The organism is Streptomyces sp. NPDC034085, assembly GCF_055575555.1.
This window is the reverse complement of the sequence record NZ_JBVISL010000003.1, coordinates 368,212-382,289: the sequence shown is the minus strand read 5'-3', so window position 1 is coordinate 382,289 and position 14,078 is coordinate 368,212. Positions and strand designations below refer to the sequence as shown.

Genomic DNA, 14,078 nt, shown 5'->3' with positions numbered 1-14,078 from the left:
GCACCGGGCCCCAGTCTCCCGGCCGCGGGCCCGCTTGCGCCGGTGCTGGACGGGGCTTCACCCGCAGGTGGGCGTGGCGGCGGACTCCCCGTGACGCGCGGGCCGCGGCCGGCGCTGCTTCGCGGACAGCCCCAGGAGCGTGGGTCGGTGACGGGCAATGGGGTTGTGGGTTCAGGTGGGTACGCGAGATCGTTTGAGGCGATACTCCCGTCGTTGTCTGTTGGAGGACCTTCGTGGCCGATCTTGCGCCCGCATCGCTGCCCGCCCCGCCCTACTACGCGGTGGTGTTCACTTCCGTGCGGACCGCTGGTGACGAGGGCTACGGGGACAGGGCCGAGCAGATGCTGAAACTGGCTGCCGACCAGCCGGGTTTCCTCGGCGTCGATTCGGCTCGCGGCGCGGACGGCCTGGGGATCACGGTGTCGTACTGGAGCGACGAGGAGTCGATCGCGGCCTGGCGGGACCACGCGGAGCACGCGCTGACCCGTGCGCACGGGCGCGAGCACTGGTACGCCTCGTTCGCGGTCCACGTGGCCAAAGTCGAGCGCGCCTACGGATTCCTCCGGCCGGCCGATCAATAGTTGCTGACCGGCCTAGCCGCCGTCGGACGAGAAGTGCTGGAAGTCCGGGTGGGACCAGCTGCCGCCCCACTCCCAGCCGACGCGGCGGAACGCGGCGGCGACCGCGCCGTCCTCCGTGACCATCCCGGGGCGGACCGGGTGGCGCCGCAGGTGGGGCCTGCCCGCCGGCGGGTGGACCACCCCGTGGACGTCCACGTACGGGTTCTCGACCGGGTTGACGTCCACGGCCAGGCCCCACGAGTGTCGCGAGAGCTTGCCGGGGTCCCCGGTCACCGGCCGGCAGTTGAAGGCCGAGGTGTTGTCGTCGGCCATGGCCGCCCGGTCGTCACCGCCGTAGACGGCCGCCACGCGCATCCGCCGGATCGGGAAACGGGCGGCGAAGGCCCGGCCGAAGACGTACAGCAGCGGCTCGACCGCGTCGCGGTGGGCGACCAGCTCGCCCCGGTGGAGCCTTCCGTCGAAGCCCCAGTGGTTCATCCGGATGAGCCGCAGCTCCCGCGCCCCCACCGGGCACCCGTCCCGCAGGCTCGCGCCCAGCTTCACCGCGGGGACGTCCGTCACCCGCGCCGCGAGGCCCGGCGCGACGGGCCGTACCGGCACCGCGGCCTCTCGCCGCGGGGCGGGCGAACAGCCGGGCGCGGCGCTCGCGCACAGCACGGCGACCGCGGTCAGGCAGGCGGACACGGGGCGCGTCGGGCGCACGCCTCCACGCTACGGCCCCAGCTCCTCGAAGACCTCCAGGGGTAGGCCGTCCGGGGAGCCCGCCGGCGACTGCTCCGACCAGATGACCTTGCCCGCGGGGGTGTAGCGGGTGCCCCAGTGCTCGCTGAGCTGCGCCACGAGGAACAGCCCGCGCCCGCCCTCGTCCGTGGTGGCGGCGTACCGCAGGTGCGGGGCGGTGCTGCTGGCGTCCCAGACCTCGCAGGTCAGCGTGTGGTCGTGGAGCAGTCGCACCCGGACCGGCGGGCTGCCGTGCCGCAGGGCGTTGGTGATCAGCTCGCTGAGGATCAGCTCGGTGGTGAAGGCGAGCTCCTCCATCCCCCACTCCTCGAGCTTCGCCACGGCCAGGTTCCGCACGACGCCGACACCGCTCGCCCGCGGCGGTACGTCCCACTCCGCGACCCGGTCGGGCCCCAGGATCCGCGTCCGGGCGATGAGCAGCGCCACGTCGTCGGTGGGCCGGGACGGCAGCATGGCCTCCAGGACGGCGTGGCAGCTCTCCTGCGGGGCGCGGTCCGGGTGGCTCAGCGCCGCGCGCAGCATCTCCAGCCCCTCCTCGATGTCCCGGGTCCGCTGCTCCACCAGCCCGTCCGTGTACAGCACGAGCTGGCTGCCCTCCGCCAGGTGCAGCTCGCTGGTCTCGAAGGGCATGCCGCCCAGCCCGAGCGGGGGGCCGGCCGGCAGGTCGACGATCTCCGTGGTGCCGTCCGGGGCGACCACCAGCGGGGGCAGGTGCCCGGCCCGGGACATGGTGCAGGTGCGGGACACCGGGTCGTAGACGGCGTACAGGCAGGTCGCTCCGAGGACGCCGCTGCCCCCGTCGGTGTCGTCCTCGTCGATGCGCTGGACGAGGTCGTCGAGGCGGGCGAGGAGCTCGTCGGGCGGCAGGTCGAGGGAGGTGAAGTTGTGCACCGCCGTACGCAGCCGGCCCATCGTGGCCGCGGCGTGCAGGCCGTGTCCGACGACGTCCCCGACGACCAGGGCGACCCGGCCGCCCGGCAGGGGGATGACGTCGAACCAGTCCCCGCCCACCCCGGACTGCGCGGGCAGGTAGCAGTGGGCCGCGTCCACGGCGCTCTGCTCGGGCAGGCCGCGGGGCAGCAGGCTGCGCTGGAGGGTGACGGCGAGGTTGTGCTCACGGGTGTAGCGGCGGGCGTTGTCCATGGCGACGGCGGCGCGGGCGACCAGCTCCTCGGCCAGCGACACGTCGTCCTCGTCGAAGGGCTCCGGCTTGCCCGCCCGCCAGAAGTTGACCACGCCGAGGACCACGCCCCTGGCCTTGAGCGGCGCCGCGATCAGCGAGTGGATCCCGTAGTCGACGATGTCGGAGGCCCGCCCGGGATCCTGCACGCGCCAGCCCGGCGCGTCCGACAGGTCCGTCACCAGCTCCGTCTCGCCGGTGTCGTAGCCGCGGGCCTGCGGGGTGGAGGGCTTGAACCCGATCAGCCGCCCGAGCGGGTACAGGGGGTGGTCGGCGCGGATGCCGCTGACGGCGGTGCGCCGCATGTCGGACTCGGGGCCGGGCTCCTCCCCGTCGAGCACCGGGTTGGCCAGGTCGACGGTGACGAAGTCCGCGAAGCGGGGGACGGCGACGTCGGCCAGCTCCTGGGCGGTCCGCTCCACGTCGAGGGTGGTGCCGATGTCCCCGGTGGCGTCGTACAGCAGCCTGAGCCGCTTGCGGGCCGCCTCGGCGCGACCGGTGAGCACCTGGAGGTCGGTGGAGTCGCGGATGGTGACGGCGGCGCCCTCGGGGCGGCCGCGCGGGTGGGTCGGCCGCTGGTTGACCACCAGCATCCGGTCCCCGGTCTCCAGCACCTCGTCGGTGGCCACCCGGCCCGACAGCAGCAGGTCGGCCATCCGGCTGTCCAGGCCCGGCACGTCGCCGATGCGGCGGCCCTCGGCGCCCTCCGGCAGCCCGAGCAGCCGCTTGGCCTCGTCGTTCGCCAGGACCAGCCGTCCGTCGCCGTCCGTGATCAGCACCCCCTCGCGGACGGAGTGAAGCACCGCGTCGTGGTGCTCGTACATCCGGGTCATCTCCTGCGGGCCGAGCCCGCGGGTCTGGCGGCGCAGCCGGCGGCTGGTGAGGGCCGTGCCGGCGGTGGCCAGGGCCAGGCCCGTGGCCATGGACAGCAGGATGACCGGGAGCTGGCGGTCGAAGGCGCCGCTGACGTTCTCCACCGTCAGGCCCGCGGAAACCAGCCCCACCACCCGGCCGTCCGGCGCGGTGACCGGCACGACGGCCTGGATCTCCTTGCCGAGCGGGCCCTGGACGCTCTCGGTGTGGACCCGGCCGGCGAGCGAGGGCTCGATGGTGCCCACGAAGCGCTTGCCGATGCGGTCCGGCTGCGGGTGGCTGTAGCGGATCCCGTGGGTGTCCATGACGACGATGAAGTCGACCCCGGCGGCCTTCCGGGTGGCTTCCGCGAGCGGTTGGAGGACGGCGGACGGGTCGGGGGTCCGCAGCGCCTCCCGCACGTCGGGGGAGTGGGCGAAGGTCTGCGCGACGGCGATCGACCGGTTGCGCGCTTCCCGGTCGACGTCGTGGCGGGACTGCAGGAGCAGCGCAAGCAGGGCCCCGGCGGCGAGCAACACCACAATCGCCACCTGGAGGACGAACACCTGTCCGGCGACGCTCTTGAATCCCTTGCTCAGGGGTGACCGCACCGAATGGCCCGGGACGGCTGGCGAGGAAGGGTCACGTCCCCAGTTGTAGCACTTCCGGCGCCCTCCGGCCCCCGACGGGCGCAAGCTGCGCGCCGCCGGTCACCTCGGGTGACGGCTCTTTCCCCCTAGCGGCCCTCTCCGGCACCCGCCGCGGCGGCCGCCGCCGGGGCGCCGGCCGCGGCGCCACCGGCCGTAGGAGCCCCGCTCGGCGTGGCGGCCGGCGGGGTCTGCGGCTCGCAGGTCACCTCGTCACGCGGGGTGTAGTGCGTGGTGTGCTCCTCGCGCTTGACCTCCTTGCCGCCCTTGACGAACACCCGGCCGACGGTGACGTCGAAGCCCTCCAGGGGCGTCTGGACCTCGCAGGCCGGCCCGGTGCCGGTGACCTTGGCGGGCGGCTTGACGTGGGTGCGGGGGCCCTTCGTCGCCCGGATCTCGTCGTACTTCTTCGTGCCGAGGAGGGTGATCGTCAGGGAGGTGTCGGTCGATTCGGCCTTCACGTAGACGGCGTGGCCGGAGTCGTTGAGCCAGCGCAGGTCGAGGCTGCCCCAGGCGACGGTGGCCTCGCGGCCCTCCGGGTAGCGCTCGATGTAGAAGGAGTGCGCCCCGTGCTCCAGCGGCTTGAGGCCGGCGAAGAACATCGCGTTGTACATCGTGGTGGCGACCGCCGAGACGCCGCCGCCCGGCGACTTCACGTACCGGCCGTCGTTGATCATGATTCCGTCGACGAAGCCGTTCTCCTTGGTGCGCTCACCGACCGTGCGGTTGAAGCTCCACTGCTTCCCCGGCATCACCAGGGAGCCGTTGATCAGCTCCACGGCGCGGCCGATGTTCGTGGACCGGTACGGCGCGGCCGGGAACCGCACGGTGAAGGACGACAGCTGCTCCTTGATGCCGAGGCGCCGGACCTCGGCGTCCGTCAGCTCCGGCTGGACGTCCGTGGTGGCCACCTCGGCGCTGCGCCCGGCGCCCTTGCGGGTCAGCAGGGGCATCACGGCCCGGCCCAGGGACTCCTCGGTGACCTGCCGCCCGGTCCGGCTGGACCGCGCCACCACCACGCGGCCGTCCGCGCCCAGGGCGAGCGCGGCGTCCCGGGGCTCCGCGGCGGCCTCCGTGAGGGGGGCGGCGACGGCGGGGTCGGCGAGCAGGCCGCCGGAGTCCAGGGCCGGCACCAGGCGGCCCCCGGCGTCGGCCTCCATCTTCAGGTGCTCGCCCAGGACGGCGGGGCTGACGGGTATCCGCGTACCCGCCACGGTGAGCGTCACCGGCCCGGACACCGCCGGCTGCGCGAATTCCCGCAGGGCCCGGCCGGTCTCCTGCGCCCCCACGCGCGGCTCGGTGCGCCGCACCGGCAGCACGACCGGGGCGGCGGCCGGGCGCGGCCGCAGGTAGGCGTCCCGGAGGGTCTCCAGGGCCCGGTCCGGGACGAGGCTGACGCCGGTCCGCGCGGTGACGACCTCGGGCTTGCCGGCGTCGAAGGCTATCGATCCGTCGCGGACCGGCTGCCCGGTGTCCGCGGCGAGCCGGCCGATCCCGGTGCGGGCGGCCCGCTCGTCCGTACGGATCACGGGCTCGACGTCCGGGTCGCCCGGGGCGAACAGCCGGCCGATGACGCTGACCGGCCCGTAGCCCGTACGGGAGGCGCCTGCGGCGGTCGCGGCGGCGTCGAGGGACAGCCCGACGGAGGCGGGGGCGACCTGCTCGACGCGGTCGCCGATCTGCGCCGGTATCGGGGCGCCGGCCCGCGGCCCGAGCTCCCGCACCAGGGTGCGCTCCGCCGCCGCGCGGCTCATGCCGCCGATGTCGACGCCCCGCACCCGGGTGCCGGAGGCGACGTCGTCGCCGATGGCCAGTCCGGCGGCGTAGAGGCCGCCCACGCCGAGTACGACGGCGCCCGCCGCCACCGGCAGCGCGATGCGCCAGTTCTTCCCCGTCCAGCTGCCCGCAGGTCGCACGGCTCTCCCTTGTGGCGCCGACGGCCCGCCGGGCGGCACGCGGGCCGCGGCGGGGAGGCGCGTAGATGACAGTTCCGGTCACCCATGATGACCCTGGAGACGTGCCATTCGGGAGAGAAGGTAACGGGTCTCACAAACCGGGCAAAGGGCTCCTGGCGCCGGCCGCTGCGGCGGGGAACCGGCCCGCCGCCGGACGGACCCGGGTCAGCGCCCTTCCCCGGCCGAGGCGGTGAAGGCGTCCTCGGGTGTGCCGTCGAGGACGAACCCGTTGTCGAACCGGACGCGGACCGTCGAGCCGGGCCGCTGCTCCTGGAAGGCGGCCCACGCCGGCTCCAGGGAGGCCACCTGCTCCTCCAGCCGCCGCTTGCTCTCCGGCGGCATGTCCCGCCCGAAGGACTCGAGGAGCGAGGTGAGGCGTTCGTACTCGCGCACCTCGCGGCTCTCCTGCCGCTGCTGCTCGTCCACCCGCTCGACCGTCCCCTCCGCGCCCGCCGCCAGCGCGAGGAACCCGGCCACCGGGACCGCCGGCGTGCCGGCCGGCCCGATGTCCGCCGCCAACTCGCCGGCCAGTCTGATGTCCACCGCCAGCGTCACCCGCCGGCCTTCCTCGAGCGTCATGGATCCTTCGTTCCTCGCAGCAGTGCGGGCAGAGGGGGCGCTGCCATTATCGGCTGCGGATCCGCCCCCTCGGCCCGACGCCGCATCGATGCTGAAGCCGGTGCCCGGGGCGCCGCCGTGGCGAGGACCTGCTCTCAACGGCCCTGGGGCCGGAGTGCGTCGGTGCGCGCCGCGGTGGGGCGCGGCATCCGCCGACGAGGGCGGAAAACAACAAAGGCAAGGAGCAGACCGGCTCCTTGCCATGTTCAAGTTATAACGCACCGGGGGGCTTGCCGCAAGGCCCGGGTGATGCAGCAGAATCACCGGCCTAAGCCAAGATCATCAAGACGGGGGAGTCAGGCATGCGCGTGTTGTTCTCGGCCTACGGGTCGCGCGGGAGCGTCGAGCCGATCGTGGCACTCGCGGTGCGCTTGCGGGAGTTGGGCGCCGACGTGCGGGTGTGCGCGCCGCCGGACGAGGAGTTCGCACAGCGGCTGGCCGGGGTCGGGCTGGAGATGCTGCCGGCCGGCGAGCCGGTCCGCCCGCTGGTGACGACGGTGACCCCCGGGTCGGCCGCGGGCCTGGCGCAGCGCGCGTCCGACCTGATGGCCGTTCAGTTCGGCGCGGTCGCCGAGGCGGCCCGGGGGTGTGACGCGCTGGTGGTGACCGGCCCCCTGCCGGTGGCGGCCGCGGCCCGGTCGGTCGCCGACCTGCTGGGCATCCGCTACGTGCACGCCGGCCACCAGCCCGTCGCCCTGCCGTCGCCGCACCACCGGCCGCCCGTCCGGCGTGGCCGTCCGGTGCCGTCGCAGGACGTCGAGAACCGGACCCTGTGGGACGAGGACGCCCACATCGCGCACACGATGTTCGGCGAGATGCTCAACACCCACCGCGCGCACGCCGGCCTGCCGCCGGTGGACAACGTCCGCGACTACGCCTTCGGCGACCGGCCGTGGCTCGCCGCCGACCCGGTCCTCGCGCCGTGGCAGCCGACCGGGCTCGACGTCGTGCAGACCGGCGCGTGGATCCTTCCGGACGAACGCCCCCTGCCCGCCGATCTGGCGGCGTTCCTGGACGCCGGCGAGCCGCCGGTCTACGCGGGCTTCGGCAGCATGCCCATGACCGGAGCCGGGGACGTCGCGCGGGCGGCCATCGGGGCGATCCGGGCCCAGGGCCGCCGCGCGGTCCTCTCGCGCGGCTGGGCCGGGCTGGCCCTGCCCGACGACGGGGACGACTGCTTCCTCGTGGGCGAGGTCAACCAGCAGGCCCTGTTCCGCCGGGTGGCCGCGGTCGTCCACCACGGCAGCGCGTCCACCACGACGACCGCCGCCCTGGCCGGGACGCCGCAGGTGGTCGTACCCCAGGGGGCGGACCAGCCGTACTGGGCCGGGCGGGTGACCGGCCTCGGCATCGGTACGGAACACGAGGGTCCGGCCCCGACCGCCGACTCCCTGTCGGCCGCGCTGGCGGCCGCCCTGGCCCCGGGCGTCCGCGAACGGGCCGCCGCCGTGGCCGCCACCGTCCGCAGCGACGGAACGACCGTGGCGGCCCGGCTGCTGCTGGACGAGGCCGGCCGGGACAGGACGCCGGCCGCCGCCTCCGCGTGAACCGGGCGGGCCGCCGGCCCGCCGCGCCCGCCCCCCACCACCCCCACCGCACACCGAGGCCGCCGACGAGCGGCCGCAGATCGGAGCCGCATCCGTGCCCCCGCTGACCACCAGCGTCTTTGACCTTCCCGACCGCCTTTCCGCCAAGGCCGACCCCTCCCTGGTCGCCACGGACGAGCAGCACTTCGCGGCCATCGCGCAGACCCTCGAGCAGACGATCGCCGAGGTGTCCGAGCGGCTCGACGCCGAGCGCAGGGCGCCCGGCGGCATCGGCCGGGAGGCGATGGACCGGGACGCCGAGATCCACCGCCTGACCGCCCGCCTGCGCCTCCTGCGCCGCTTCGGCCTGGACCTGTGCCTCGGCCGCATCGTCGGCGCCGACGACCCCGAGCCCCTGTACATCGGCCGGTTCGGCCTCACCGACGGCGACGGCCGCCGGCTGCTCGTCGACTGGCGCTCCCCGGCGGCCGAGCCGTTCTTCGCCGCCACCCACGCCAACCCGATGGGTCTGACGAGCCGCCGCAGGTACCGGTGGACCCGTGGCCGGATCGGCGACTACTGGGACGAGGTCTTCACCGCCGACGGGCTGGACGGGCACGCCGCGCTCGACGACCAGTCCGCCTTCATCGCCAGCCTGGGCGGCAACCGCTCCTCCCGGATGCGGGACGTCCTCGGCACCATCCAGGCGGACCAGGACGCCATCATCCGGGCCGGCTCCCGCGGCGCCCTCGTCGTGGACGGCGGGCCCGGTACGGGCAAGACCGTCGTCGCCCTGCACCGCACCGCACACCTCCTCTACTCCGACCCCCGTCTCGGACACCGTCGCGGCGGCGTGCTGTTCGTCGGACCCCACCGCCCCTACCTGGCCTACGTCGCCGACGTCCTGCCCAGCCTCGGCGAGGAGGGCGTACAGACCTGCACCGTCCGGGACCTGGTCGCCGAAGGGGCCGCGGCCGCGGCCGAGAGCGATCCGGAGGTCGCCCGCCTGAAGTCGTCCGCGGACCTGGTGAAGGCCGTCGAGGCGGCCGTCAGGTTCTACGAGGAGCCGCCCTCCAAGGGGATGACGGTCACCACCCACTGGTCGGACATCCGGCTGAGCGCCGACGACTGGGCCGCCGCGTTCGAGGCGGTGGAACCGGGCACCCCGCACAACGAGGCGCGCGAGCAGATCTGGGAGGAACTGGTCACGATCCTGCTCGACAAGCACGAGGCCGAGGGCGACGGCGACGAGGACATGTCGCCCGAGCTGTTCCGCCGGTCGCTGCGGCAGAACAGGGAGCTGAACGCGGCCCTCGACCGCGCCTGGCCGGTGCTCGAGGCGACCGAGCTCGTCGCCGACCTGTGGTCCGTACCCGCCTACCTGCGCAGGTGTGCGCCCTGGCTCAGCCGCGAGGAGGTGCAGCGGCTCCAGCGCGAGGACACGGAGCGCTGGACGGTGTCGGACCTGCCGCTCCTGGACGCGGCACGGCTGCGGCTCGGCGATGCGCACGCCTCCCTGCGCACGCGCCGGCAGGAGGCTTCCGTCGCTGCCGAACGCGAGCGGATGGCCGGGGTCATCGACAGCGTGCTCGCCGCCGACGCCGACGGTGAGGGCGCCGTGACGATGCTGCGCGGCAAGGACCTCCAGAACAGCCTGGTCGACGAGAGCGCCCTGCCCCGCGCCGACCGGGACCTGCTCGCGGGCCCGTTCGCGCACATCGTCGTGGACGAGGCCCAGGAACTGACGGACGCCGAGTGGCAGATGCTGATCCAACGCTGCCCGTCCCGCAGCTTCACCATCGTCGGCGACCGGGCCCAGGCCAGACACGGGTTCACGGAGTCCTGGCGGGAACGGCTCGAGCGGATCGGGCTCGACCGGATCACCATGGCCTCCCTGAGCATCAACTACCGCACGCCCGAAGAGGTGATGGCGCAAGCCGAGCCGGTCATCCGGGCCGCGCTCCCGGACGCCAACGTGCCGGTCTCCGTCCGCAGCAGCGGCGTCCCGGTCGTCCACGGATCCGCCGCGGAGCTGGACCCGCTCCTCGACGCGTGGCTCGCCGAGCACGCCGAAGGGGTCGCCTGCGTCATCGGCGCTCCCGGGTTCCGGGCGAGGCCCCGCGTCCGGTCGCTGACCCCGACGCTGTCGAAGGGACTGGAGTTCGACCTGGTCGTCCTGGTCGACCCCGAGGGGTTCGGTACGGGCGTCGAGGGCGCCGTCGACCGCTACGTCGCGATGACCCGTGCGACCCGACAGCTCGTCATCCTCACCGGGCCCGGCGGGCGGTAGTGGACTTTCGGCAGTGCCGCGCACCCGGTGCGGTTCCGTAGGGTCGCCTCCGTGAGAAGAACGGCCATCACCTCCCGGGTGCCGGTACCCGTCCCGGCACCGGTACTGTCCGCGGGGCTCTTCGTCGGCGCGGTCGCCGGAGTCGGCACCGGCGTCTCCACCCTGTGGTGGGGCCTGCCGGCGGCGGTCTGCGCCTTCCTCGGCGGCCGGCAGCCGGGGCGCAACCGCAGCGCCGCGGCGGCCCTCGCCGCGGTGCTCGCCGCCGCCGTGGTCGCCGTACTGCTGGTGCCGGCGTGGCTGGGGTGGGCGAGCCGGTTCGTCGGGCTGCTGCTCGTGGCGGCGATGCTGCCGTGGTTCGCGGGCCGGTTCCTGCGCCAGTACCGCGAACTGGTCCGGGCGGGCTGGGAACGGGCCGCGCGGCTGGAGCGGGAACAGCGGCTGGTCGCGGAGCAGGCCCGGCTGCGCGAGCGCACCCGCATCGCGCAGGACATGCACGACCTCCTCGGGCACGACCTCAGCCTGATCGCCCTGTCGGCCGGGGCGCTGAAGCTGACCCCCGGCCTGCCGGACGCGCACCGGGCCGCGGCCCAGGACATCCGGGCCAGGGCGGGCGCCGCCGTGGACCGGCTCGGGGAGGTGATCGGCGTCCTGCGCGAGCCGTCGGAGCCGGTCCCGGGCTCCGGACCGGGTGCCGGGCTCGGCGAGCTGCGAGGACTGGTGGACCGGGCGGCCGGGGCGGGCCTCGACGTACGGCTGCGCGTGGAGGGAGACCCCGTCCCCGGCGATCCGCCCCCGGCCGTCGGGCGGGCCGTCCACCGGGTCGTCCAGGAGGCGCTGACGAACGTCGCCAAGCACGCGCCCGGGCACCGCGCGACGGTCCACGTCCGCCACGGCCGGGACCGGACCGTGGTCGGCGTGACCGACGAGCCGGCGCCCGGCGCGGCCGTCCCCTCCCGGGACCCCGCCGGCCGCCCCGCGGAGCCCCACGGCTTCGGGCTGATCGGGCTCGACGAACGGGTCCGGCTGACCGGCGGCGCCTTCACCTCCGGCCCCGAGGGAGACGGTTTCGCCGTACGGGCCACGCTCCCGCACCGCCCCGAGGGCGTGCCCGCCCCGCCCGGAGGGCCGGCGGGAGCCCTGCCGCCCGAGCACCGCCGTGCCCGCCGCCGACTGGGCCGCACCGCCGCGGCGGCCGTCCTCGTACCGCTGTCCACCTGCGCGCTGCTGATCGGCGGAGTGCGCGCCTGGGACACGGTGACGGCACGTCAATCGGTCCTCCCGCCCGGGGACTACGCCCGCCTGCGCCTCGGCCAACCACGCGCGGACGTGGTCCCGTACCTGCCCGAGCGCCAGACGACCCGCCGCCCGGCGGCGCCCACTCCCGCGCCGCAGGGCGCGGTCTGCGAGTTCTACGTACAGACCGGCGACCCGTTCGACGACCGCTCGGGGGACCTCTACCGGCTCTGCTTCCGGGCCGGGCGGCTGGTCTCCACCGACGCCTACACGGGAAAGGACGTCCGATGATCCGGGTCCTGATCGCCGACGACGAGCCCATGATCCGCGCGGGCGTCCGCGCCGTCCTGGCCACCGATCCCGCCATCACCGTCGTCGCGGAGGCGGCCGACGGCCGCCGGGCGGTGGAACTCGTCCAGTCCCACCGCCCGCAGGTGGCCGTCCTCGACGTCCGGATGCCCGGCACCGGCGGGCTGGAAGCCGCCGCCGAGATACGGCGGACCGTGCCCTCGACGGGGGTCGTGATGCTGACGACCTTCGGCGAGGACGAGTACATCCTGCGGGCCCTGACCGAGGGAGCCTCCGGGTTCCTGACCAAGTCCGGCGAGCCGGAGGAACTGGTCGCCGCCGTCCGGGCCGTCGCCGACGGCGCCGCCTACCTGTCACCCCGGGTCGCGGCCCGGGTCGTCGCGCATCTGGCGGCCGGCGGTGCGGGCGCGGGAGCCGGGCGCCGTGCCGTGGCGCGGGCCCGCGTCGACGCCCTGACCGGCCGGGAGCGGGAGGTGCTCGGCTTCCTCGGGTCCGGCTTCGCCAACGGGCAGATCGCGCGCCGCCTGGGCCTCGCGGAGGGCACGGTGAAGGCCCACGTCAGCTCGATCCTCGCGCGCCTCGGCGTCGACAACCGGGCCGCGGCGGCCGTGGTCGCGCACGAGGCCGGCGTGCTCCCGGTGCCGTCCGGCCGGCCGCCGAACGAGGAGGGCTGACACCACCCGTTCGGCGGGCGGCCGTACGAGCAGCGGTACGGCGACCGCGGCGGCCGCGCCGAGGGCCGCGCCGGCCAGGACGTCGTGCGGGTAGTGCACCCCGGCCAGCACCCGCAGCAGGGCGGCCGCGGCGGCCAACGGCAGCGCGAGGGCGGCAAGCCGGGGTCGTATGAGGACCAGGCCGACGGCCAGGGCGGCCGCCAGGGTGGCGTGGTTGCTGGGGAACGACCAGTCACCCGGCCCGGGGCACGGCGCCAGGGCCGGGACCCCGGCCAGGGCGCGGCACGGGCGTTCCTCGTCGACGAGGAGTTTGGCCGCCTCACTGAGCGCGTAGGCGGCGACCGTCCCGAGGGCGGCCGCCACCAGCCCGGCGAGGCCGGGCGCGTCCCGGCGGCGCAGGGCGCACCAGCCGGCCCAGGCCAGCAGCAGACCGAGGACCAGTACGGTGCCCTCGCTCGCCGCCTCCACGAAGGCCGTGGACCACGAAGGTCCGTCCGCCACGCTCCCGGTCAGCGTCCGGTAGGCGCCGGCCGACCAGCCCGCGGTGACGCGCGCCGGCCCGTTCGTACCCGGGGTCCCGCCGGGCGCCGCCCAGACCACGGCCGCCGCGCCCGCACCGGCCGAGGCGGCCGCCGCGGGCAGGCGCCGCCCCCATGTCCATCGCTCGATCGCATTCATACCGCCGACAGTAAGAACACCGCGCTCCGCCCGCCCTGGCCGATCGGCGGGCCGGCACCCCCGACGAACGTCCGGGTTGACGTCGCCCGGGTGCTGTGACGGGTCCCCCGCGCGCGGGACCGGACCGTGGGCCGGACCGTGGATCAGGCCGTGCCCAGCACCGCGCGGACCAGGCGCCGGACGCGGGCCGCGGACGACGGCACCGCGTCCGGCGGGCCGGTCATCAGCAGGTGGTGCAGCGTCCCCACCAGCGCCAGCGCGGCCGACTCCGCGTCCACTCCGGCCGCGACCCGCCCGAGGCCCTGCTCCGCGCGCAGATAGCCGCTCACCGCGTCCTCCAGGGCGGCGAATCCGGGCGCGCCCGCCGCCCAGGCTTCGCGGATCCGCCGCGCCGCCGCCGGCCGGGTCACGGCCAGCCCCACGAGCCCCGGGTCCAGGGAGAGCACCGCCGCCGCCACGTCCGCGAGGTTGTCCGCGACCTCGCCCGCGCCGGCCCTGGAGGGCAGCTCCCGCCACAGCGCGGCGGCGGTCCCGAAGCGGAAGAGGACGAGTTCGGCGACGAACTCCTCTAGGCCGGCGAAGTGCGTGTGCAGCACGCCCTTGGCGCACCCCGCCTCCTCGGTGACGGCCCGGCTGGTCAGCGCCGCGGCCCCGTCCCGGGCCAGGACGCGGTCCGCCGCCGCGAACAGCCTCTCCCGCAGGCCTTCGATGGGCACACCTCGAGGTGACATCAACATCCTTCCGACGTCAGGGGATTGCCAGTATGGGCACCTGCCCATACTGTTTGGGCGTGC

The 14,078-nt window shown here is 75.3% G+C and carries 10 protein-coding genes and 1 pseudogene; 5 read left to right on the top strand and 6 right to left on the bottom strand.

All coding sequences use genetic code 11. The features are described 5' to 3' along the window. The first annotated feature begins 233 nt into the window (after nt 1–233). On the top strand, nt 234–581 hold the full coding sequence (locus ACZ501_RS12115) for an antibiotic biosynthesis monooxygenase family protein (protein ID WP_361611315.1): 348 nt from the start codon (nt 234–236) through the stop codon (nt 579–581). A 12-nt stretch (nt 582–593) separates the two neighbouring features. Here the strand turns inward: ACZ501_RS12115 and ACZ501_RS12110 are convergent, their stop codons facing one another. From ACZ501_RS12110 to ACZ501_RS12095, 4 genes are all read right to left on the bottom strand, one after another. Beyond that, nucleotides 594–1,283, bottom strand: a complete 690-nt coding sequence (locus ACZ501_RS12110; RefSeq protein ID WP_468794520.1) for a M15 family metallopeptidase — start codon at nt 1,281–1,283, stop codon at nt 594–596. Nucleotides 1,284–1,292: 9 nt separating this feature from the next. Continuing rightward, the gene (locus tag ACZ501_RS12105) at nt 1,293–3,965 is read right to left on the bottom strand and encodes a SpoIIE family protein phosphatase (protein ID WP_361610286.1); all 2,673 of its coding nucleotides are present in this window, start codon (nt 3,963–3,965) and stop codon (nt 1,293–1,295) included. A 125-nt stretch (nt 3,966–4,090) separates the two neighbouring features. Continuing rightward, entirely contained in the window at nt 4,091–5,917 is a 1,827-nt protein-coding gene (locus ACZ501_RS12100) for a VanW family protein (protein WP_468794517.1), read from the bottom strand. A gap of 204 nt (nt 5,918–6,121) precedes the next feature. After that, entirely contained in the window at nt 6,122–6,535 is a 414-nt protein-coding gene (locus tag ACZ501_RS12095) for a hypothetical protein (RefSeq protein WP_468794514.1), read from the bottom strand. A 341-nt stretch (nt 6,536–6,876) separates the two neighbouring features. Between ACZ501_RS12095 and ACZ501_RS12090 the strand changes: the two genes are divergently transcribed. From ACZ501_RS12090 to ACZ501_RS12075, 4 genes are all read left to right on the top strand, one after another. Continuing rightward, nucleotides 6,877–8,121, top strand: a complete 1,245-nt coding sequence (locus ACZ501_RS12090) for a glycosyltransferase (RefSeq protein WP_468794511.1) — start codon at nt 6,877–6,879, stop codon at nt 8,119–8,121. A 94-nt stretch (nt 8,122–8,215) separates the two neighbouring features. Beyond that, a complete protein-coding gene (gene helR, locus ACZ501_RS12085; protein WP_468794508.1) occupies nt 8,216–10,390 on the top strand; it encodes an RNA polymerase recycling motor ATPase HelR in 2,175 nt (724 codons plus the stop codon). 51 nt (nt 10,391–10,441) lie between these two features. Continuing rightward, on the top strand, nt 10,442–11,914 hold the full coding sequence (locus tag ACZ501_RS12080) for a sensor histidine kinase (RefSeq protein WP_468794505.1): 1,473 nt from the start codon (nt 10,442–10,444) through the stop codon (nt 11,912–11,914). Continuing rightward, nucleotides 11,911–12,606: a response regulator gene (locus tag ACZ501_RS12075; protein WP_468794502.1), complete on the top strand. Its 696-nt coding sequence runs from the start codon at nt 11,911–11,913 to the stop codon at nt 12,604–12,606. Before ACZ501_RS12080 ends, ACZ501_RS12075 begins: the two co-directional genes overlap by 4 nt. Nucleotides 12,607–12,693: 87 nt before the next feature. On the opposite strand, the pseudogene ACZ501_RS12070 reads toward ACZ501_RS12075, so the two are convergent. Beyond that, nucleotides 12,694–13,284, bottom strand: a pseudogene (locus tag ACZ501_RS12070) (phosphatase PAP2 family protein); the annotation flags it as partial. A 143-nt stretch (nt 13,285–13,427) separates the two neighbouring features. Further along, nucleotides 13,428–14,015 carry a TetR family transcriptional regulator gene (locus ACZ501_RS12065; protein WP_468794499.1) on the bottom strand — a complete coding sequence of 196 codons (588 nt, stop codon included), beginning with the start codon at nt 14,013–14,015 and terminating at the stop codon, nt 13,428–13,430. Between the last annotated feature and the right edge of the window lie 63 nt (nt 14,016–14,078).